At 71.3% G+C, this 20581-nt stretch carries 20 protein-coding genes; 18 read left to right on the plus strand and 2 right to left on the minus strand.

The window, feature by feature from the left end:
* Nucleotides 1-55 precede the first annotated feature (55 nt).
* Nucleotides 56-637, plus strand: coding sequence for a hypothetical protein (locus tag OG899_RS21810; RefSeq protein ID WP_125499191.1), 582 nt, complete (start codon nucleotides 56-58; stop codon nucleotides 635-637).
* Nucleotides 638-731: 94 nt separating this feature from the next.
* On the opposite strand, the gene OG899_RS21815 is transcribed toward OG899_RS21810, so the two are convergent.
* Nucleotides 732-1037, minus strand: coding sequence for a ferredoxin (locus OG899_RS21815; protein WP_125499190.1), 306 nt, complete (start codon nucleotides 1035-1037; stop codon nucleotides 732-734).
* Between the two features lie 244 nt (nucleotides 1038-1281).
* Between OG899_RS21815 and arc the strand changes: the two genes are divergently transcribed.
* The 6 genes from arc to prcA all read left to right on the plus strand — a co-directional run bounded on the left by arc (nucleotide 1282) and on the right by prcA (nucleotide 7434).
* A complete protein-coding gene (gene arc / locus OG899_RS21820) occupies nucleotides 1282-3048 on the plus strand; it encodes a proteasome ATPase (RefSeq protein ID WP_251504528.1) in 1767 nt (588 codons plus the stop codon).
* Nucleotides 3049-3287: 239 nt separating this feature from the next.
* Complete coding sequence (gene dop, locus OG899_RS21825; protein ID WP_338105757.1) at nucleotides 3288-4802, plus strand: depupylase/deamidase Dop; 1515 nt, start codon at nucleotides 3288-3290, stop codon at nucleotides 4800-4802.
* A 203-nt stretch (nucleotides 4803-5005) separates the two neighbouring features.
* Nucleotides 5006-5224, plus strand: coding sequence for a ubiquitin-like protein Pup (locus OG899_RS21830; protein WP_125499188.1), 219 nt, complete (start codon nucleotides 5006-5008; stop codon nucleotides 5222-5224).
* Nucleotides 5225-5600: 376 nt separating this feature from the next.
* Nucleotides 5601-5792, plus strand: coding sequence for an endonuclease domain-containing protein (locus OG899_RS21835; protein WP_373296029.1), 192 nt, complete (start codon nucleotides 5601-5603; stop codon nucleotides 5790-5792).
* Nucleotides 5744-6589 carry a proteasome subunit beta gene (gene prcB / locus OG899_RS21840; protein WP_125499187.1) on the plus strand — a complete coding sequence of 282 codons (846 nt, stop codon included), beginning with the start codon at nucleotides 5744-5746 and terminating at the stop codon, nucleotides 6587-6589. The genes OG899_RS21835 and prcB overlap by 49 nt, the downstream gene beginning before the upstream one ends.
* A 65-nt stretch (nucleotides 6590-6654) precedes the next feature.
* Nucleotides 6655-7434, plus strand: coding sequence for a proteasome subunit alpha (prcA, locus tag OG899_RS21845; protein ID WP_125499186.1), 780 nt, complete (start codon nucleotides 6655-6657; stop codon nucleotides 7432-7434).
* A 103-nt stretch (nucleotides 7435-7537) separates the two neighbouring features.
* Here prcA and OG899_RS21850 read toward each other — a convergent pair whose 3' ends face one another.
* The gene (locus tag OG899_RS21850; RefSeq protein WP_125499185.1) at nucleotides 7538-8557 is read right to left on the minus strand and encodes a LacI family DNA-binding transcriptional regulator; all 1020 of its coding nucleotides are present in this window, start codon (nucleotides 8555-8557) and stop codon (nucleotides 7538-7540) included.
* A 145-nt stretch (nucleotides 8558-8702) separates the two neighbouring features.
* Here OG899_RS21850 and OG899_RS21855 point away from each other — a divergent pair, with 145 nt between their 5' ends.
* The 11 genes from OG899_RS21855 to OG899_RS21905 all read left to right on the plus strand — a co-directional run bounded on the left by OG899_RS21855 (nucleotide 8703) and on the right by OG899_RS21905 (nucleotide 20572).
* Nucleotides 8703-9971 carry an MFS transporter gene (locus OG899_RS21855; protein ID WP_189427735.1) on the plus strand — a complete coding sequence of 423 codons (1269 nt, stop codon included), beginning with the start codon at nucleotides 8703-8705 and terminating at the stop codon, nucleotides 9969-9971.
* 9 nt (nucleotides 9972-9980) lie between these two features.
* Nucleotides 9981-11342, plus strand: a complete 1362-nt coding sequence (gene pafA / locus OG899_RS21860; protein WP_125499183.1) for a Pup--protein ligase — start codon at nucleotides 9981-9983, stop codon at nucleotides 11340-11342.
* A 199-nt stretch (nucleotides 11343-11541) separates the two neighbouring features.
* Entirely contained in the window at nucleotides 11542-12549 is a 1008-nt protein-coding gene (locus tag OG899_RS21865; protein WP_125499182.1) for an FKBP-type peptidyl-prolyl cis-trans isomerase, read from the plus strand.
* A 303-nt stretch (nucleotides 12550-12852) separates the two neighbouring features.
* A complete protein-coding gene (locus tag OG899_RS21870) occupies nucleotides 12853-13224 on the plus strand; it encodes an FKBP-type peptidyl-prolyl cis-trans isomerase (protein ID WP_125499181.1) in 372 nt (123 codons plus the stop codon).
* A 140-nt stretch (nucleotides 13225-13364) separates the two neighbouring features.
* Complete coding sequence (locus tag OG899_RS21875; RefSeq protein ID WP_125499180.1) at nucleotides 13365-14342, plus strand: YafY family protein; 978 nt, start codon at nucleotides 13365-13367, stop codon at nucleotides 14340-14342.
* Between the two features lie 18 nt (nucleotides 14343-14360).
* Entirely contained in the window at nucleotides 14361-15551 is a 1191-nt protein-coding gene (locus tag OG899_RS21880; protein ID WP_229813811.1) for a YafY family protein, read from the plus strand.
* Between the two features lie 20 nt (nucleotides 15552-15571).
* On the plus strand, nucleotides 15572-15832 hold the full coding sequence (locus OG899_RS21885) for a hypothetical protein (protein ID WP_125499201.1): 261 nt from the start codon (nucleotides 15572-15574) through the stop codon (nucleotides 15830-15832).
* A gap of 10 nt (nucleotides 15833-15842) precedes the next feature.
* On the plus strand, nucleotides 15843-16037 hold the full coding sequence (locus tag OG899_RS21890) for a hypothetical protein (protein WP_125499179.1): 195 nt from the start codon (nucleotides 15843-15845) through the stop codon (nucleotides 16035-16037).
* 264 nt (nucleotides 16038-16301) lie between these two features.
* On the plus strand, nucleotides 16302-16589 hold the full coding sequence (gene tatA / locus OG899_RS21895) for a Sec-independent protein translocase subunit TatA (protein WP_125499178.1): 288 nt from the start codon (nucleotides 16302-16304) through the stop codon (nucleotides 16587-16589).
* A gap of 50 nt (nucleotides 16590-16639) precedes the next feature.
* The gene (gene tatC / locus OG899_RS21900; protein ID WP_125499177.1) at nucleotides 16640-17587 is read left to right on the plus strand and encodes a twin-arginine translocase subunit TatC; all 948 of its coding nucleotides are present in this window, start codon (nucleotides 16640-16642) and stop codon (nucleotides 17585-17587) included.
* A 135-nt stretch (nucleotides 17588-17722) separates the two neighbouring features.
* Nucleotides 17723-20572, plus strand: a complete 2850-nt coding sequence (locus tag OG899_RS21905; protein ID WP_168130788.1) for an RNA helicase — start codon at nucleotides 17723-17725, stop codon at nucleotides 20570-20572.
* Nucleotides 20573-20581: the final 9 nt, after the last annotated feature.

The following is a 20581-nucleotide window of genomic DNA, read 5'->3' on the forward strand; positions in this document are numbered from 1 at the left end:
GTGTGGCACGATGCTGGCCACCCCACCGGCACAGCCCTCACAGGAGACACTCCTCGTGCAGCACCCCGCCGTTCCGGAACTGGCACACACGCACCCCCGGCCCATTCACTGGGTCGCCACCGCCGCCGCCGTCGCCGGAGTGGTCGCGCTCACCTCGTCCGTCCAGCCCGGCTCCGCCACCGCCGCCGCCTCCGGCGGGACACCGGTGCGCGACGCGCCCGCGACGGCCGCCCCCGCCCCCTCCACCGCGGGCGTGGCCTTCCCGATCCAGTGCGGTCCGGTCAAGGCCGTCGTCGCCCGGCAGGCCGTCGGCGACCTCGACGGCGACGGCCGGCCGGAGACCGTCGCGGCCGTCCACTGCGACGCTCCCATGGGCACCCCGCCCGACGGTGTCTACGTGCTCACCCAGGGCGACGGCGCGGGCCCGGCGCGGGTGGTGGCCACCCTGGTCGATCCCGAGGACCGCACCACGGTGACCTCGCTCGCCGTCCGCGACGAAACGGTCACCGCCACGCTGCTCGGCTACTCGTCCCCGGACGTGCCCGCCTGCTGTCCCGACCTGGAGGACAGCGTGAAGTGGCAGTGGAAGAACGGCGCGTTCCTGCGGTCCGCGCCCGCGCAGGCACACCGCGTGTGAGTCGTGCCCGCCGGGGCGCGCGACGGTCCGTTCGTGACCGCGCGCCCCGGCGGGGTGTTGCGGCGCACGGCCGCGACCGTGCGCGCCCCCGCGGTCACGCCGCGTCGGGACCGTACACCTCGATCTTGTCCGAAACGCGGCGTACATGGATGCACTCGCCCGGGCATTCCCGGGCCGAGTCGGCCACGTCCCTCAGCAGCGGCAGCGGCACCGGCGTTGTCGCGCCCTTGTCCTGCAGCAGCTCGTCGTCGGGGCTTTTCACATAGGCCAGACCGTCGATGTCCAGCTCGAACACCTCGGGTGCGTACTGCGCGCAGAGGCCGTCACCGGTGCACAGATCCTGGTCGATCCAGACCTCCAGCGCCTCGCCGCCCTCCGCGGTCTGTTCTTGCACGCTCATCTACTCCTGCCGTTTTACGTCGAGCTGCGCGGGAATCAGGCCAGCTCTGACGGGTGTTGAACATCTCGACCCTATATCTGTCCGCTTTCCAATCACCTTCCGTGGGTATTCCCCTGGCGTGAGGGAGAGCGCAAGGGTGAAGATCGGACACACCCCGACCGTCTTTGTGATCTAGGGGTTTCAATCGACACCCACCCAGGTAGGGTCTGGAAGCGTCCAGCTCCCCTTGGAGGAGGTGAGGACCGTGGCAGCCCACGACGACGACACGAACCGCGGCATCCGCCCGGGGCAGGGGTCCGACGACCCGGCCGGGCAGATCGCCTACCTTGAGCAGGAGATCGCCGTCCTGCGACGCAAGCTCGCCGACTCTCCGCGACACACGAGGATTCTCGAAGAGCGGATCGTCGAGCTGCAGACCAACCTGGCCGGCGTGTCCGCACAGAACGAACGCCTTGCGAACACCCTCCGTGAGGCCCGTGACCAGATCGTGGCCCTGAAGGAGGAGGTCGACCGGCTCGCCCAGCCGCCCGCCGGTTTCGGCGTCTTCCTGCAGGCCAACGAGGACGGCACCGCCGACATCTTCACCGGCGGCCGCAAGCTGCGGGTGAACGTCAGCCCCAGCGTCGAGCCGGACGAGCTGCGCCGCGGCCAGGAAGTGCTGCTGAACGAGGCGCTCAACGTGGTCGACGCGATGGAGTTCGAGCGCGTCGGCGACATCGTCACCCTCAAGGAGATCCTGGAGGACGGCGAGCGAGCCCTGGTGCTGGGGCACACCGACGAGGAGCGGGTGGTGCGGCTCGCCGAGCCGCTGCTGAACGCCACCATCCGCCCCGGTGACGCCCTTCTGCTCGAGCCGAGGTCCGGCTACGTCTACGAGGTCGTGCCCAAGAGCGAGGTCGAGGAACTCGTCCTCGAAGAGGTGCCCGACATCGGCTACGAGCAGATCGGCGGTCTCGGTGCCCAGATCGAGATGATCCGCGACGCCGTCGAGCTGCCCTACCTCTACCCGGATCTGTTCAAGGAGCACGAACTCCGTCCGCCCAAGGGCGTCCTGCTCTACGGGCCTCCCGGATGCGGCAAGACGCTCATCGCCAAGGCCGTGGCCAACTCGCTGGCCAAGAAGGTCGCCGAGGTCACCGGCCAGGCCGCGGGCAAGAGCTTCTTCCTCAACATCAAGGGCCCCGAGCTGCTGAACAAGTACGTCGGCGAGACCGAGCGGCAGATCCGCCTGGTCTTCCAGCGGGCCCGGGAGAAGGCCAGCGAGGGCACCCCGGTCATCGTCTTCTTCGACGAGATGGAGTCCCTCTTCCGCACCCGCGGCTCCGGCGTCAGCTCGGACGTGGAGAACACCATCGTCCCGCAGCTGCTCGCCGAGATCGACGGTGTGGAGGGCCTGCAGAACGTGGTCGTGATCGGCGCCTCCAACCGCGAGGACATGATCGACCCGGCCATCCTGCGCCCCGGCCGGCTGGACGTGAAGATCAAGATCGAGCGTCCCGACGCCGAGGCGGCCAAGGACATCTTCGCCAAGTACCTCACCGAACGTCTGCCGCTGCACGCGGACGACCTGGCCGAACACGGCGGCGACAAGGCCGCCACGGTCCAGGCGATGATCCAGACCGCGGTCGAGCAGATGTACGCCGAAACCGAGGAGAACCGCTTCCTGGAGGTCACCTACGCCAATGGCGACAAGGAAGTCCTGTACTTCAAGGACTTCAATTCCGGCGCCATGATCGAGAACATCGTGGGCCGCGCCAAGAAGATGGCCATCAAGGACTATCTGGAGAAGAACCAGAAGGGTCTCCGCGTCTCCCACCTCCTCCAGGCGTGCGTGGACGAGTTCAAGGAGAACGAGGACCTGCCCAACACCACCAACCCCGACGACTGGGCCCGGATCTCCGGAAAGAAGGGCGAGCGGATCGTCTACATCCGCACCCTCATCACCGGAAAGCAGGGCGCGGACACCGGACGCTCCATCGACACGGTGGCGAACACCGGACAGTACCTGTAAAAGCAGGGCGGCTGCGGGTGCCCTCGGCGGGTACCCGCAGCCTGCTGTTTTTTCGGGCCCCGCATGGAGCAGGCAATGAGGCACATGATCTCCCCGTCGGCGCAAAGGCGTTCTAGGCTCGTTCCTACCGCCGGGTCGCGCAGTGCGGGGACGGGCACAGCCACCGCACAGGCACCCGGGCACCAGCGGTTTGTGAGCGCCGCCCACGACCGAGGGCGCCGCCGGGCAAGGAGGGCCGCATGACCGTACGGCGAGTGATGGGCATCGAGACGGAGTACGGCATCTCCGTTCCCGGTCACCCCAACGCCAATGCCATGCTCACCTCGTCCCAGATCGTCAACGCGTACGCCGCGGCGATGCACCGGGCCCGCCGGGCCCGCTGGGACTTCGAGGAGGAGAATCCGCTGCGGGACGCCCGCGGCTTCGACCTCGCCCGCGAGGCCGCCGACGCCAGCCAGCTCACCGACGAGGACATCGGCCTGGCCAACGTCATCCTGACCAACGGCGCCCGCCTCTACGTGGACCACGCCCATCCCGAGTACAGCGCCCCCGAGGTCACCAACCCGCGCGACGCCGTGCTGTGGGACAAGGCCGGGGAGAGGATCATGGCCGAGGCCGCCGAACGGGCCGCCCAGCTGCCCGGCGCCCAGCCGATCCACCTCTACAAGAACAACACCGACAACAAGGGCGCCTCCTACGGCACGCACGAGAACTACCTGATGAAGCGGGAGACCGCGTTCTCCGACATCGTGCGCCACCTGACGCCCTTCTTCGTCACCCGCCAGGTCTTCGCCGGCGCCGGCCGGGTCGGCATCGGCCAGGACGGTCATGAACACGGCTTCCAGATCAGCCAGCGCGCGGACTACTTCGAGGTCGAGGTCGGCCTGGAGACGACCCTGAAGCGGCCCATCATCAACACCCGGGACGAGCCCCACGCCGACGCGGAGAAGTACCGCCGCCTGCACGTGATCATCGGCGACGCCAACCTGTCGGAGATCTCCACCTACCTGAAGCTGGGCACGACCTCCCTGGTGCTGTCCATGATCGAGGACGGCTTCATCGCGGTCGACCTGGCGGTCGAGCAGCCCGTGCGCACCCTGCACCAGGTCTCGCACGACCCGACGCTCAAGCGCCTTGTCACGCTCCGCAGCGGCCGCACGCTGACCGCGGTCCAGCTCCAGATGGAGTACTACGAGCTGGCCCGCAAATACGTCGAGGAACGCTACGGTACCGACGCCGACGAGCAGACCCGGGACGTCCTCGCCCGCTGGGAGGACACGCTCACCCGCCTGGAGAACGACCCGATGAGCCTGTCCGGTGAGCTGGACTGGGTCGCCAAACGGGAGCTGATGGAGGGCTACCGGCGCCGCGACGGTCTGGACTGGGACTCCGCGCGGCTGCACCTGATCGACCTGCAGTACGCCGACGTACGCCCCGACAAGGGCCTGTACAACCGCCTGGTGGCCCGGGGCCGCATGAAGCGCCTGCTGGACGAGAGCGAGGTCGACAGGGCCCGCAGGAAGCCGCCCGAGGACACCCGGGCCTACTTCCGCGGACGCTGCCTGGAGCAGTACGCCGACGACGTCGCCGCGGCCTCCTGGGACTCGGTGATCTTCGATCTGCCGGGCCGGGACTCGCTGCAGCGGGTGCCCACCCTGGAGCCGCTGCGCGGCACCCGCAAGCACGTCAAGGAACTGCTGGACCGCTGCCGCACCGCCGAGGACCTGGTCCGGGTCCTCTCGGGCGGCAGGTGAGCGGCACCCGGGGACGTCCGTGCGCCGCCGGTGCGGCCGGCGGCGCACGACAGAGTGGAAACACCGGTCACCGGGAATCAAACACATCAGCCCCGCGCGCAGCACGACCGCGGGGCCGATGTCGGACCCGGACGGTAGGGTCTGAGCATCACCGAACGGTCGAAAGACCGACCAAGTAGGGCGAACCGAGCGGGGTGAGGGATATGGCAACGAAGGACACCGGCGGCGGGCAGCAGAAGGCCACGCGCTCGACCGAGGAGGTCGAGGAGCAGGCGCAGGACGCGCAGGCCGCCGAGGACCTCAAGGAACGCCACGAGAAGCTGAGCGACGACGTGGACTCCGTCCTGGACGAGATCGACGACGTGCTCGAGGAGAACGCCGAGGACTTCGTGCGCAGCTTCGTGCAGAAGGGCGGAGAGTGACGGCGGTCCGCGCCGGCTCCCCCGTGCACTGAAGGCGGCGAGGGGTGGGAGTGCCCGACGGCCCGGCGGCGCGGCGCCGCACGCGGTGCGTGCGACGGCGTCCGCCGGCCGTGACCGCCGGGGACGGGGACCGGTGCGACGGCTCTTCGGTGCACCGCCGGGAGCGTGCGGCGCGTTTCCGCGCCCCGCGCTCCCGGCGCCGCCGGTGCGCGCGTGCACGAGCCCGCACCGGCGACGGTCGAGGCCGGGGCCGGGTGCCCGCACGACGCCCGGGAGCGGCAGGACCGTCTCGACGCGTCCCCGCGTCCTGCGGACCGCGACCGCACGCGGCACGTCGATCGCCGCGCCCGGGGGCGCGTACCGGCCGTTCCCGCCGGTGCCACCCGAGCATGTCGGTCACCGCCATGAGACGGGTAGGGTCCGTGGCGTACTGTGCTTCAGCTGCACCGCTGCACTGGGGCAGTTCAAGGAACGGCCCGATGCCGTAAGGCGGGCTGCTGCTTACGTGGAAGGGATCGCGTGGAAGCGAACACTCGTAGCACCGGGCGTCTGCCAGCTGCCTTCCTGACGCCTGGGTCCTCCTCCTTCATGGACTTCCTTGCTCAGCACAAGCCGGAGCTGCTCCCCGGGAACCGGCAGCTGCCGCCCACCCAGGGTGCGATCGAGGCACCGCACGGCACGACGATCGTCGCCGTGACCTTCGAGGGCGGTGTCGTGCTGGCCGGTGACCGCCGGGCGACCATGGGCAACATGATCGCGCAGCGGGACATCGAGAAGGTCTTCCCCGCGGACGAGTACTCGGCCGTCGGCATCGCCGGCACGGCGGGCATCGCCGTGGAGATGGTGAAGCTGTTCCAGCTGGAGCTGGAGCACTTCGAGAAGGTGGAGGGGACGCAGCTGTCGCTGGAGGGCAAGGCGAACCGGCTGTCGACCATGATCCGCTCCAACCTGGGCCTGGCCATGCAGGGCCTGGCGGTGGTCCCGCTGTTCGCGGGCTACGACCTGGACCGGGACAAGGGCCGCATCTTCTCCTACGACGTCACCGGCGGCCGCAGCGAGGAGCACGGCTTCGCGGCCACGGGTTCCGGCTCGGTGTTCGCACGTGGTTCGATGAAGAAGCTGTACCGCGAGGACCTGAGCGAACAAGAGGCCACCACGCTCGTGGTGCAGGCCCTGTACGACGCGGCAGACGACGACTCGGCGACCGGTGGTCCCGATGTCGCCCGCCGGATCTATCCGATCGTCACCGTGATCACCGAGGACGGCTTCCGCCGGCTCACCGACGACGAGACCTCCGAGATCGCCCGTTCGGTGCTGCAGCGGCGCCTGGAGCAGCCCGACGGCCCGCGGGCCGCACTGCTGTAGCCGGGCGGCCGGGTTTCTTGTTCAAGGTGATCCAGTGACTTCTACAGAAAGGGACGGATAAACCGGTGTCGACGCCGTTCTACGTGTCACCTCAGCAGGCCATGGCCGACCGGGCGGAGTACGCCCGCAAGGGCATCGCCCGGGGCCGCAGCCTGGTCGTGCTGCAGTATGCCGACGGGATCGTGTTCGTCGGTGAGAATCCGTCCCGGGCGCTGCACAAGTTCAGCGAGATCTACGACCGGATCGGTTTCGCGGCCGCCGGCAAGTACAACGAGTACGAGAACCTGCGCATCGGCGGCGTCCGCTACGCCGACCTGCGCGGATACACCTACGACCGCGGTGACGTGACCGCACGGGGCCTGGCGAACGTCTACGCCCAGACGCTGGGCACGATCTTCTCCAGCGCGGCGGAGAAGCCGTACGAGGTGGAGCTGGTGGTCGCCGAGGTGGGGGAGACCCCCGAGGGCGACCAGATCTACCGGCTGCCGCACGACGGGTCGATCGTGGACGAGCACGGCTCGGTGGCGGTCGGCGGCAACGCCGAGCAGATCAGCAGCTACCTCGACCAGCGGCACCGGGACGGGATGACGCTCTCGGAGGCGCTGAAGCTGGCCGTGCAGGCGCTGTCCCGCGACACCAACGGCTCCGAGCGGGAGATCCCCGCCGAGCGCCTGGAAGTGGCGGTGCTGGACCGGACCCGTCCGCAGAAGCGGAAGTTCAAGCGGATCACCGGCCGCCAGCTGGCCCGGCTGCTGCAGGGCGACGACGGCGACGCCGCCAAGGACGCCACCGGCGGGGACGGCTCGGCGGACGCGCAGGACGCGGGGGACACCGAGGAGAAGTGACCGCCGCCCGGCCCGCGGGCTGCCGTTCTTCCGGTCCGCGGGATGGATCTCTCGGGTGCCCCGGTCTGCCGAAGCGTTTCGGCAGGCCGGGGCACCGGGCGTCTCAGGAGGCGCACGGCGGGGCCGTGGAGCCCCGTACCACCAGATGCACGGGAATGTCCCCGCCCTCGGGCGTGCGGCCCTCCAGTACGGCCAGCAGGGCCTGCATGCCGCGCTCGCCGAACAGCTCGGCGTCCAGATGGACCGTGGTCAGCTCCGGGTCGACGGCCGTGGCCAGATGCAGGTCGTCCACGCCGGTGACGGAGACGTCCTCCGGCACCCTGAGCCCCAGCCGGCGCAGGCCCTTGTAGGCGCCCACGGCGAGCGTGTCGTCGTCGCAGATCACGGCCGTGGGGCGAGGGGGTGTGGGGTCGCTCAGCGCGGCCTGCACGGCGGCCCGGGCGCCGTCCATGGAGACGGGCGTGCGGGCGGTGCGGATCGAGGTGCCGGGCACGGCGCCGATCCGGTCGGCCAGGGCACCGGCCCGGACCTCGAAGGTCCACGAGGGCACGTCGGCGGCCAGGTGCACGAAGTGCCGGTGACCGAGGCCCAGCAGGTGCTCGGCGACCTGCCGGGCACCGTCGGCGATGTCCAGGTTGACGGTGGCGGCGCCGAGGCTGCCGGCGGGGTCGCTGTCGAGCATGACCAGGGGCAGCTGCTCGCCGCGCAGGGCGGTGAGGGCGTCGGCGGCCATGGACGAGGCGATGACACCGTCCAGGGCGGCCCGCGCGGAGGCGAAGGGGTTGCGGGCCGGGCCGACGCCCTCCGGCGAGGGGTAGAGGACGACGCCGAAGCCGTGGTCGGCGGCGACCCGGGCCGCGCCGGTGTAGACACCGGCGAAGAACTCGGTGGTCAGCGCGGGGACCACGAGCAGCACGGTGCGGGTGCGGCCGAGACGGAGATTGCGGGCCGCGAGGTTGGGCCGGTAGCCCAGCTCCTCAGCGGCCCGGCGGACGCGTTCCGCGGTGGCCTCGGAGACCCGGCCGCGCCATTTGTCGCCGAGGACGAGCGAGACGGCGGCCTGGGAGACGCCGGCGGCCCGGGCGACGTCGCGGCTGGTGGGCCGGGTGCTTGCGGGTGCCACCGTGGCGCTGCTCCTTCGTGCTGGGTCCGCTGCGCCCGGCCGACGGGCACGGCCGGCCGGACTGCTCCTGGACGGGTGAACAGCGCTCATGGTACGTATGGGCGGTCACGTTATACGTACAACTTCGGGCTCGGGAGGACACACGATGGCCGCGGCAGGCGCACGGTACCTGGAGGTCCTTCGGGCGCGGCATGCCGCCCGGCTGCTGGTGGGCACCCTGGTGGGGCGGCTGCCCAACGCCACCGCGGCGTTGACGATCGTGCTGTTCGTGCGGGCCGAGGGCGGCTCCTACAGCCTGGCGGGCGCCCTGGCGGCGGCGTACGGCGTGGCCAACGCGGTCGGCCAGCCCCTGCTTGGCCGGCTGGTCGACCTGTACGGCCAGCCCCGGGTGCAGCTGCCGGCCGCGGTGGGCGCGGCGCTGGCGATGACGGTGTTCGCCCTGACCGGCACCGAGCCGCCGGCCCTCGCCTGGACGGCCGTGGTGGCGGCCGGGCTGCTCACCCCGCCGCTGGAGGGCGGGCTGCGCGCGCTGTGGCCGTCCGTGCTGCGCCGCGAGGAGCAGGTGCACACCGCGTACGCGATGGACGCGGTGGCGCAGGAGGTCATGTTCACCGTGGGACCGCTGCTGGTCACCTGCTGCGTGGCCCTGTGGTCGGCGCGGGCCGCCCTGGTGATCCTCAACGTGCTCGGGGTGCTGGGCGCGCTGTCGGTGGTCGTCTCCCCGCCGTCCCGAACCTGGCGGTCGGCACCGCGCGAGGCGCACTGGCTCGGTGCGCTGCGCTCGCCCGGGCTGCTGGCGCTGCTCGGCGCCTTCCTGTTCGTGGGGACCGCGCTGGGCTCGATCACCGTGGCGGCGGTGTCGTACGCGGACGTCCACGGCGGGGACGCGGTGTACGGCGCGCTGATGGCGGCCCTGGGGCTCGGGGCGCTCGCCGGCGGCGCGGTCTACGGGGCGCGGCAGTGGGCCGGCGCGCCCGAGCGGCGGCTGCGGGTGCTCGTGGGCGCGCTGGCGGTGTGCTACCTGCCGCTGATGCTCCGGCCGGGGGTGCCCGCGATGGTGCTGCTCACCGTGGTCGCCGGGCTGTTCCTGGCGCCCTGCATCGCGTGCGCGTTCGTCCTGGTCGACCGGCATGCGCCGCGCGGCACGGTGACCGAGGCGTTCTCGTGGCTGGTGACGACCTTCACGGTCGGCTCCTCGGCGGGCACGGCGGTGGCCGGGCCGGTGGTCCAGTCGGGCGGTACGCTGTGGGGTTTCGCGGTGCCGGGCGCCGCGGGGGCGGTGTCCCTGCTGGTGCTGCTGGCCACGGGCCGCCTGCTCAGGGCACCCGCCGGGCGGTCCGTGATCGCGGCCCGCCAGGAAAATGATCCGAATCGTACGGTCGAACCCCGTTTCAGTCCGGGGGATCAGGCGTAATGTTCACTCATGGACCGCCGCATTTTCGGGCTGGAGAACGAGTACGGCGTCACGTGCACGTTCAGGGGACAGCGCCGTCTGTCGCCTGACGAGGTGGCGCGGTACCTCTTCCGCCGTGTCGTGTCATGGGGCCGCAGCAGCAATGTCTTTCTGCGGAACGGCGCCCGGCTCTATCTCGACGTGGGGTCACATCCGGAATACGCGACACCCGAATGTGACGACGTGATCGAACTGGTCACCCACGACAAGGCCGGCGAGCGCATTCTCGAAGGACTCCTGGTGGACGCGGAAAGACGCCTCCACGAGGAGGGAATCGCGGGCGACGTCTACCTGTTCAAGAACAACACCGACTCGGCGGGCAACTCCTACGGGTGCCACGAGAACTACCTGGTGGCGCGGCACGGGGAGTTCTCCCGGCTCGCGGACATCCTCATCCCCTTCCTGGTCACCCGGCAGCTGCTGTGCGGCGCGGGCAAGGTGCTCCAGACCCCGCGCGGCGCCGTGTACTGCGTCAGCCAGCGGGCGGAGCACATCTGGGAGGGCGTCTCCTCGGCGACGACCCGCTCCCGTCCGATCATCAACACCCGCGACGAGCCGCACGCGGACGCCGAGCGCTACCGGCGCCTGCACGTCATCGTCGGCGACTCGAACATGTCCGAGACGACGATGCTGCTCAAGGTCGGCGCCACCGACCTGGTGCTGCGCATGATCGAGGCGGGCACGGTGATGCGCGACCTGACCCTGGAGAACCCCATCCGGGCGATCCGCGAGGTCAGCCACGACATGACCGGCCGCCGCAAGGTGCGCCTGGCCAGCGGCCGGGAGGCCTCCGCCCTGGAGGTGCAGCGCGAGTACTACGAGAAGGCGCTGGACTTCTGCGACCGGCGCGGCATCCGCACCGGCACGGTCGAGCGGGTGCTGGAGCTGTGGGGCCGGACCCTGGAGGCCGTCGAGACCGAGAATCTCGACCTGATCGACACCGAGATCGACTGGGTCATGAAGTACAAGCTCATCGAGCGGTACCGCGCCAAGCACAACATGACCATGTCGCATCCGCGGGTCGCCCAGATAGACCTCGCCTACCACGACATCCACCGTCGTCGTGGCCTGTACTACCTGCTGGAGAAGAAGGGCCAGGCGGCCCGGGTCTGCAACGACGTCAGGATCTTCGAGGGCAAGTCGGTGCCGCCGCAGACGACCCGGGCGCGGCTGCGGGGCGACTTCATCCGGCGGGCGCAGGAACAGCGCAGGGACTTCACCGTCGACTGGGTGCACCTCAAGCTCAACGACCAGGCCCAGCGCACGGTGCTGTGCAAGGACCCGTTCCGTTCGGTGGACGACCGCGTGGAGAAGCTGATCGCCGGCATGTGAGCGCGGCCCGTCCCGGCCACGGGGCCATCCGGCGGCTTCCCGCGCCCGCGGCGGTGCTCACCCGGCCGGGGGACCTCCGTCACAACGCCACACGGGCGCCGTACATGTCACGTGACGTTGCGCGTACGGCGCCCTGTCCGCCCCGTAGAGTTGCGCGCGCACGTCTTCCACACGACCGACCGATAACGAGGCCCCCACCGTGCGCCGACGCTCTCTTCTTCTCTCCGTCCCCGCGGGACTGGTCACGCTGGCCGCCTGTGGCTCCGACAAGGACGACGCGGACACGGCCGGCACCAGCGAGTCGCCGTCCGCGTCCGCACCGGCCACGTCCGCCGCACCGTCGCCGAAGATCGTCTCCGGGCCGCTGCCGGCGATCACGGCGGGCACCGGCTTCGGGCAGAAGCCGACCGTGGCCAAGGGCAGCGGTGAGCCGTCGAAGGACCTCGCGGTCAAGACGCTGATCGCGGGCAGCGGCCGCACCGTGGCGGAGAACGACTACATCCAGGCGCACTATCTCGGCCAGATCTGGAACACGGGCAAGGTCTTCGACAACTCCTACGACCGCAAGACGCCCCTGCTCATCCAGCTCGCCCAGGGCACGATCATCGACGGCTGGCGCTATGCGCTGGCCGGGAAGAAGGCGGGCAGCCGGGTGATGTTCTCCGTGCCGCCCACCTGGGGCTACGGCACCCAGGGCAATGCGCAGGCGGGCATCGGGGGCACCGACACCCTGGTGTTCGTCGTCGATGTGCAGAACGCCTTCAACGCGGACAGCTCCGCGCAGGGCAAGGTGGTCGCCCGCACCGACGCCGCGCTGCCGAAGGTGGGCACCAACACCGACGGCAAGGCCCCGGCCATCGAGGTGCCGAAGAAGCCCGCCCCGGACAAGCTGGTCGCCGACTATGTGATCGAGGGCGACGGCCCGGTGGTCAAGGCCGACAGCACCGTGCTCGTGCAGTACAAGGGCGTGGTGTGGGACACCGGCAAGGAGTTCGACTCGACCTACGGCCGGCACGACCTCACCTCCTTCTCGCTGCAGCAGGTCGTCAAGGGCTGGGCGCAGGGCCTGACCGGCAAGAAGGTCGGCAGCCGCGTGCTGATCGTGATCCCGCCGTCCCTGGGCTACGGCGACAACCCGCCGCCCGACAGCGGCCTGACCAAGGACTCCACGATGGTCTTCTCCGTGGACGTCCTCGCCGCGATGTGACGGGAGTCTTCTGGGTGGACGTCCTCGCCGCGATGTGACGGGAGTCTTCTGCGTGGACGTCCTCGCCGCGATGTGACGGGACGGTCTCCGTGGGCGTCCCCGCCGCCGTGCATCACGGGTGTCCCGCTCGCCGACAGGACGGCGCCGTCCGGGCCGCCGCACCGCCGGGGCGCGCCCGCGCGCCGCGCGGGGCTGCCGTACGCCCTCGCGGCGCGCCGGACCGGGCACCGCCGCCGGGGGCGGGCCGGGCGCGGGGATGAAAGACTGGGGGCGTTCTTCGTCGTAGACAGCAGGAGCTTTTCAGTGAGCATCGACAAGCCCGAGATCGACTTCCCGGGCGGCGAGCCCCCGGCCGACCTCGAGATCAAGGACATCTGGGAGGGCGACGGCGAGGTCGCGAAGGCGGGCCAGGTCGTCACCGTCCACTACGTGGGCGTCGCGTTCAGCACCGGTGAGGAGTTCGACGCCAGCTGGAACCGGGGCGCCCCGTTCCGCTTCCCGCTGGGCGCCGGCCGGGTCATCGCGGGCTGGGACCAGGGTGTGCAGGGCATGAAGGTCGGCGGCCGCCGCCAGCTGACCATCCCGCCGCACCTCGCCTACGGCGACCACAGCCCGACCCCGGCGATCAAGCCCGGCGAGACCCTGATCTTCGTGGTGGACCTGCTCGGGGTCTGACCTGAACGCACCGGATTCCCGCGGGATCCGGTCGGCCGAGGCCCGCCCCTGTCCGGGTGCGGGCCTCGGCTTTTTGACGTGGCGCCGCGGAGCGGTACGGTCATCGGTCGTAAGCACCATACGGAAGGCGAAGGGCATCGATGGCCATTGCCAAGGCCGAGCGGCTGATGAATCTGGCGTTGTGCCTGCTCGGGACCCGGCGGCCGCTCAGCAAGCGCGAGCTGCGGGAGTCCATCGAGGCCTACGTCGAGGCGTTCGGCCCGGAACAGGGCGCCACCGGTTCCGATGATGCCTTCAACCGCATGTTTGAGCGGGACAAGGACGACCTGCGCGAGCTGGGCCTGGTCATCGAGACCGTCGAGAGCGTCGACGGCGAGGTCGGCTATCTGGCCCGCCGGGACAGCAACCGGCTGCCGCCCATCACCCTGGACGCCGAGGAGGCCGCCGCTCTGGGCCTGGCCGCCAAGGTGTGGCAGCAGGCGCGGCTCGCCGGTGCCGCCAGCGGCGCCCTGCAGAAGCTGCGGGCCGCCGGGCTGCCCGAGGAGGTCGACCCGTACGCGGAGCACGGTGCGCTGGAGCCGCGCATCCCGGTGCACGAGGCCGCCTTCGAACCGCTGATGCTGGCGCTGCGCGACCGCCGCCCGGTCGTCTTCGACTACCGCAAGGCCAGCGCCGCCCGCCCCGAGACCCGGCACGTCGAGCCGTGGGCGCTGGAGTGCTGGCGCGGCCACTGGTACCTGGCCGGATTCGACCGCGACCGTCAGGCCGAGCGGGTCTTCCGGCTGTCGCGGATCACCGGCAAGGTCCGCTCCCGGGCGGGCCGGTTCACCGCGCCCGTGCCGGACGTCGTCACCGTCCGCGAGACCGTGGCGCACTGGGCGGGCGAGACCGCCGACCGCTCCGCGCGGATCCGGCTGCGCACGGGCGCCGGCTACCCGCTGCGCGCCAAGGCCACCGCCGTGCGGGAACTCGGCGACGGCTGGGACGAGTTGGAGATCCCGTACGGGCACGGCCTGGACGCCTGGCTGGTGGAGTTCGGCCCGGACGTGGTGGTGCTGGAGCCCGCCGAGCTGCGGGCCGACGTGGTGGACCGGCTGCGTGCCGTGGCCGAGGGCTGAGGGGGAGCGAGCGACACCGTGGCAGGCAAACCGGTCAGGCCGGCGAACGCGATCGACCAGACCCGGCGGATGCTCTCGCTGGTGACCTATCTGCGGGAGCGGCCCGGCGCCCGGATCGAGGACGTGGCCCGCGCCTTCGGCATCAGCGAGGAGGAGCTGGTCTCCGACCTGGACGTGCTGCCCATGTGCGGCACGAGCTTCCGCGGCGGCGACCTGCTGGACATCGACACCGACGGCGAACGCATCTGGTGGCACAACCCCGCCGCGCTCGCCGCGGAGGCGGCCGAACCGCTCCGGCTGGCCGCCGACGAGGCCACCGCCCTGCTGGTGGCCGCCCGCGCGGTGGCCACCCTGCCCGGTCTGCGCGAGAGCGACCGGCAGGCCCTGCTGCGGGCCACGGCGAAGGTGGAGGCCGCGGCGGGCGAGGCCGCCGGCACCAGCTCCCGGCTGTCGGTGACCTTCGAGTCCGAGGGCGGGGTCTTCGCCGACGTGGACCGCGCCATCTCCGAGCGTCGCCGGCTGTGGATCCGCTACTACTCGCCGGCCCGGGACGAGGTCACCGAGCGGGAGATCGACCCGATCCGCCTGGTCAGCGTCGGCCACACCTATGTGGAGGCCTGGTGCCGCCGCTCCGAGGCGCGCCGCACCTTCCGGCTGGACCGGGTCGCCGAGATCAAGATCCTCGACGAGCCGTCCGAGCCGCCGCAGGTGGAGCTGCGGGACCTGTCCGAGGCCCTGGTGCAGCCGGCCGCCGAGGACCCCGAGGTCGTCGTGGAGGTCGGGCCCAGCGGGCGCTGGGTGGCGGAGTACTACCCGCACGACAGCGCCGAGGAGCTGCCCGACGGCGGGCTGCGGATCACCCTGCGCACCCCCGATCCGGCCTCGCTGCGCCGCCTGGCGCTGCGGCTGGGCCGGGACGGGCGGATCGTCGCCCCGCGCGAGCTGGCGGACAGCGCCCGGCAGGCGGCCCGCGCGGCCCTGGCGGCGTACGAGGACGGCGAGGTCACGGGCGCCGGCGGCGAGGTGCCGCACGCCGGTGACATGAGCGCGACGGGGGACACGGCCCAGGCCGGGGACGCGATGCCCATCCGGGACGGGGAGGGGGCACCGGGCCGGACGGTGCCCGGGGCCCGGGGCGGGCGCAAGGGGGGCGAGGACGCACACGGACCGATCGGCAGGCGGTTGGACAGGCAGGAGCAGGAACTGTGAGCGAGTCGGCGAAGTCGGGAATGACGGTGGCGACGGCGTTCGCCGGGATGCGCAGCGTGACACCGGTGGTGTACCGGGCGGGCTGCCCCGACTGCCGGGCGCGCTTCGAACTCGCCGCCAGCGCGCTGCGGCTGGCCATCGGCGCCAGCAGCCGCACCACCTTCTACAGCTTCACCTGCCCCGAGTGCGGTGCCTCCGTCCGCAAGCCGGCCGGCGAGCGGATCGTGGAACTGCTCACCGGCGGTGGGGTCAAGACGCTGCGGCTGCACTCGACCCCGTAGGCTCGACGTCATGTTCTGGGCGATGGTCGCGGTAGCCGCGTCAAGTGTGGGTCTTGCCGTCCTGGCGGTGTTCGCCGTCCAGGTGTTCGTTCAGGCCCGCCGGCTCGGACGGCAGGTCGCGGAGTCGGCGCAGCGCATCAGCCGGGCCGCGGAGGAGCTGGAGCGGGCGAGCGTGAGCGCCGCCCGGTCCGCGAGGTCGCTGTGACCGCGGCGCCCGCAGCGGCGGCCGGTGCGTCACCCGTGGCGGGCGCCACGCGGGGCCGTGCCCTGTCACGGCGCCGCGCGCGGCAGGTACCCTCGGGACGCGGACCGGAGAACGAGGCCCGGTCCGTGGACGGGAGTACGCACAGGGATTGCCCCGTGTTCACCCCCGAGCGCTACGATCGCTGCGAGATGCGACCGCTCGGGCACATGTCCGACTGGTCGGACAGCATCCCACCCAGCCGCCTCGGTGAGAAGGTATAGACATATGTTCGGAAGGCTCGGAGCTCCCGAGATCATTCTCATCCTCGTCGTCATCCTCCTGCTGTTCGGCGCGAAGAAGCTTCCGGACATGGCTCGCTCGCTGGGCAAGTCCGCCCGCATCCTGAAGAGCGAGGCCAAGGCGATGAAGGAGGAGAGCCGCAACGCCTCTGCCTCCGCCCCGGCGCCGGCCCCGGGCGAGCAGCCTCCCGCCCAGCGCACGATCCAGGCGGCTCCCGGCGACGTGACCAGTTCACGGCCGGTCACCGAGCCGACGGACACCCCCCAGCGCTGACGCACGGCCGGATGTTCCCTCCGGCCTGCCGCACGAGATGAGGACGTGGGTTGCTCAAGCCTGCCCGCAAGAAGGTGAAGGATCCCGAGGGGCGCATGCCCCTCGCGGACCATCTCCGTGAGCTACGCAACCGGCTCGCGAAGGCGTTGCTCGCCATCGTCGTGGTGACGGTCGTCGCCGCCTTCTTCTACTACGACATCATCAACTTCCTCACCAAGCCGATCCTCGACTCGGTCGGCTGCCGCGAGACCTTCGAACAGCTCACGAAGGGCTCCGGCCACCAGCAGTGCGCGCAGATCACGATCAACGGTCTGCTGGCGCCGTTCACCCTCGCCCTGCAGGTCTCCCTGGTGGCCGGCATCGTGATCGCCTCGCCGGTGTGGCTCTACCAGCTGTGGGCGTTCGTCGCGCCCGGCCTGCACAAGCACGAGAAGAAGTACGCCTACGCCTTCGTCGCCACGGGTGTGCCGCTGTTCCTGGGCGGGGCGTTCTTCGCCTACAAGGTGCTGCCCACCACGGCGAAGGTGCTCATCGACTTCACCCCGCAGGGCGTCGACAACCTGCTGCCGCTGGACGACCTGCTCCAGCTGGTGACGCGGATGGTGATCGTCTTCGGGCTCTCCTTCGAGCTGCCGCTGCTGCTGATCATGCTGAACCTCACCGGCATCCTGTCCGGCAAGCGGATGCTCGGCTGGTGGCGCGTGATGATCATGGCGATCACCGTCTTCGCGGCCGTCGCCACCCCCAGCACCGACCCGGTGTCCATGCTGCTGCTCGCCGGGCCCATCTGGGTGCTGTACTTCGGCGCGGTCGTCTTCGCCCTGCTCAACGACCGCCGCAGGCGCCGCCGCGAGCTGGCGGGCCCGTCCGACGACGAGGCGTCCGAGCTGGACCTCACCCCCGAGGACATCGGCGAGGTGGAACCCGTCACCGCGAGCCGGTCGCTGCCCGAGCAGGCCGGCCGGGACCGGGTCGACGGATACGACGACGTGACCTGAGCGGCCCGGCCGCACAGGACCCTCACCACAGGCGCACACGAGGAGCCGGCCACCCGCACCGCGGGCGGCCGGCTCTTCTGCGTGTCCGTCCGCCCGCACACCCTCTGACCAGGGGCGTTCCCGCTGATCGTGAGAATGATCGTCCGGTTGTCAGCACGGCCCGGTACGCTCGACAGCACGATGACTGAGGACCTCTCACCGGCCGAGCGGTACGCGGCAGCGCGCAGGCGGGCTGCCGAGCAGCGCACCGCCCTCGCGGGATTCCGCGAGATGTACGACTTCGGCCTCGACCCCTTCCAGATCGAGGCCTGCAAGGCCCTCGAGGCCGGAAAGGGCGTGCTGGTCGCCGCGCCCACCGGCTCCGGCAAGACGATCGTGGGCGAGTTCGCCGTGCACCTGGCCCTGCGACAGGGCAAGAAGTGCTTCTACACCACGCCGATCAAGGCGCTGTCCAACCAGAAGTACTCCGATCTGTGCCGCCGCTACGGCAGCGGCACGGTGGGCCTGCTCACCGGCGACAACAGCGTCAACGCCGACGCCCCGGTGGTCGTGATGACCACCGAGGTGCTGCGCAACATGCTCTACGCCGGCTCCCAGACCCTGCTCGGCCTCGGCTATGTGGTCATGGACGAGGTGCACTACCTCTCCGACCGGTTCCGCGGCGCCGTCTGGGAGGAGGTGATCATCCACCTGCCCGAGTCGGTGACCCTGGTCTCCCTGTCGGCGACCGTGTCCAACGCCGAGGAGTTCGGTGACTGGCTGGACACCGTCCGCGGCGACACCGAGGTGATCGTCTCCGAGCACCGGCCCGTCCCGCTGTTCCAGCACGTCCTGGCCGGACGGCGGATGTACGACCTGTTCGAGGAGGGCGACGGCCGGCGCAAGGTCAACCCGGACCTGCTGCGCATGGCCCGCCTGGAGGCCAGCCGCCCGTCCTTCCCGGACCGCCGGCGCGGCCGGTCGATGCGCGCCGCCGACCGGGAGCGCGAGCGCCGCCAGCGCTCGAGGGTCTGGACACCGAGCCGCCCGGAGGTCATCGAGCGCCTGGACGCCGAGGGCCTGCTGCCCGCCATCACCTTCATCTTCAGCCGGGCCGCCTGCGAGGCGGCCGTCCAGCAGTGCCTGTACGCGGGACTCCGCCTGAACGACGAGGCCGCCCGCGAGGAGGTGCGCGCCCTGGTCGAGGAGCGCACCGCCTCCATCCCGCGCGAGGACCTGCACGTCCTCGGCTACTACGAGTGGCTGGAGGGCCTGGAGCGCGGCATCGCCGCCCACCACGCCGGCATGCTCCCGACCTTCAAGGAGGTCGTCGAGGAGCTGTTCGTGCGCGGCCTGGTCAAGGCGGTCTTCGCCACCGAGACCCTCGCCCTGGGCATCAACATGCCCGCCCGTTCCGTCGTGCTGGAGAAGCTCGTCAAATGGAACGGCGAGCAGCACGCCGACATCACCCCCGGGGAGTACACGCAGCTCACCGGCCGGGCCGGCCGTCGCGGCATCGACGTCGAGGGCCACGCGGTGGTGCTGTGGCAGCGCGGCATGAACCCCGAGCACCTCGCGGGCCTGGCCGGCACCCGCACCTATCCGTTGCGCTCCAGCTTCAAGCCGTCGTACAACATGGCGGTCAACCTGGTCGAGCAGTTCGGCCGGCACCGCTCCCGCGAGCTGCTGGAGAGCTCCTTCGCCCAGTTCCAGGCCGACAAGTCGGTCGTGGGCATCTCCCGGCAGGTGCAGCGCAACGAGGAGGGGCTGGCCGGCTACAAGAAGTCGATGACCTGCCACCTCGGCGACTTCGAGGAGTACGCGCGGCTGCGCCGGGAGCTGAAGGACCGGGAGAACGAGCTGGCCCGGCAGGGCGCGGCCCAGCGGCGCGCCGAGGCCGCCGTCGCCCTCGAACGGCTCCGGCCCGGCGACGTCATCCACGTGCCCACCGGCAAGTACGCGGGCCTGGCACTGGTCCTGGACCCGGGGCTGCCGGCCGGCCGGGTCGGCGGCCACCGCGGCATGGAGTACCACGACGGGCCGCGCCCGCTGGTGCTGACCGCCGAGCGGCAGGTCAAGAGGCTGGCGTCGATCGACTTCCCGGTGCCCGTGGAGCCGGTGGACCGGATGCGCATCCCGAAGTCCTTCAACCCGCGCTCCCCGCAGTCCCGCCGCGACCTGGCCTCCGCGCTGCGCACCCGCGCCGGGCACATCCCGCCCGAGCGGCACCGCAAGCGGCGTTCGGCGGCCGCCGACGACCGGGAGATCGCCCGGCTGCGCAGCGCCCTGCGCGCCCACCCCTGCCACGGCTGCGACGAACGCGAGGACCACGCCCGCTGGGCGGAGCGCTACCACCGGCTGCTGCGCGACACGAAGCAGCTTCAGCGCCGTATCGAGGGCCGCACCAACACCATCGCGCGCACCTTCGACCGCATCGTGGCGTTGCTGACCGAACTGGACTATCTGCGCGGCAACGAGGTCACCGAGCACGGCCGGCGCCTGGCCCGGCTCTACGGCGAGTTGGACCTGCTGGCCAGCGAGTGCCTGCGCGAGCGGGTCTGGGAGGGCCTGGGCCCGGCCGAACTCGCCGCCTGCGTCTCGGCGCTGGTGTACGAGTCGCGGGCCGGGGACGACGCCATGGCGCCCAAGCTGCCGGCCGGCAAGGCCAAGGAGGCGCTCGGGGAGATGGTCCGCATCTGGGGCCGGCTGGACGCTCTGGAGGAGGAGTTCCGCATCAGCCAGACCGAGGGCGTGGGCCAGCGCGAGCCCGACCTCGGGTTCGCATGGGCCGCGTACATGTGGGCCTCGGGCAAGGGACTGGACGAGGTGCTGCGCGAGACGGAGATGCCGGCCGGTGACTTCGTGCGCTGGTGCAAGCAGGTCATCGACGTGCTCGGCCAGATCGCGGCGGCGGCCCCCACCGAGAATTCCACGGTGGCCCGGAACGCCCGCAGGGCCGTCGACGGCCTGCTGCGGGGCGTGGTCGCCTACTCGTCGGTCGGCTGACCCGCCCCG

It is taken from the genome of Streptomyces thermoviolaceus, from assembly GCF_045209695.1.
GTDB lineage: Bacteria > Actinomycetota > Actinomycetes > Streptomycetales > Streptomycetaceae > Streptomyces > Streptomyces thermoviolaceus.

Coding starts and splice junctions, on each gene's coding strand:
- OG899_RS21885 (WP_125499201.1), top strand. CDS start 15,572: ATGACGGTGGCGACGGCGTTCGCCGGGATGCGCAGCGTGACACCGGTG.
- OG899_RS21855 (WP_189427735.1), top strand. CDS start 8,703: ATGGCCGCGGCAGGCGCACGGTACCTGGAGGTCCTTCGGGCGCGGCAT.
- tatA (WP_125499178.1), top strand. CDS start 16,302: ATGTTCGGAAGGCTCGGAGCTCCCGAGATCATTCTCATCCTCGTCGTC.
- OG899_RS21905 (WP_168130788.1), top strand. CDS start 17,723: ATGATCGTCCGGTTGTCAGCACGGCCCGGTACGCTCGACAGCACGATG.
- pafA (WP_125499183.1), top strand. CDS start 9,981: ATGGACCGCCGCATTTTCGGGCTGGAGAACGAGTACGGCGTCACGTGC.
- OG899_RS21815 (WP_125499190.1), bottom strand. CDS start 1,037: ATGAGCGTGCAAGAACAGACCGCGGAGGGCGGCGAGGCGCTGGAGGTC.
- OG899_RS21830 (WP_125499188.1), top strand. CDS start 5,006: ATGGCAACGAAGGACACCGGCGGCGGGCAGCAGAAGGCCACGCGCTCG.
- dop (WP_338105757.1), top strand. CDS start 3,288: ATGACCGTACGGCGAGTGATGGGCATCGAGACGGAGTACGGCATCTCC.
- OG899_RS21875 (WP_125499180.1), top strand. CDS start 13,365: ATGGCCATTGCCAAGGCCGAGCGGCTGATGAATCTGGCGTTGTGCCTG.
- OG899_RS21890 (WP_125499179.1), top strand. CDS start 15,843: ATGTTCTGGGCGATGGTCGCGGTAGCCGCGTCAAGTGTGGGTCTTGCC.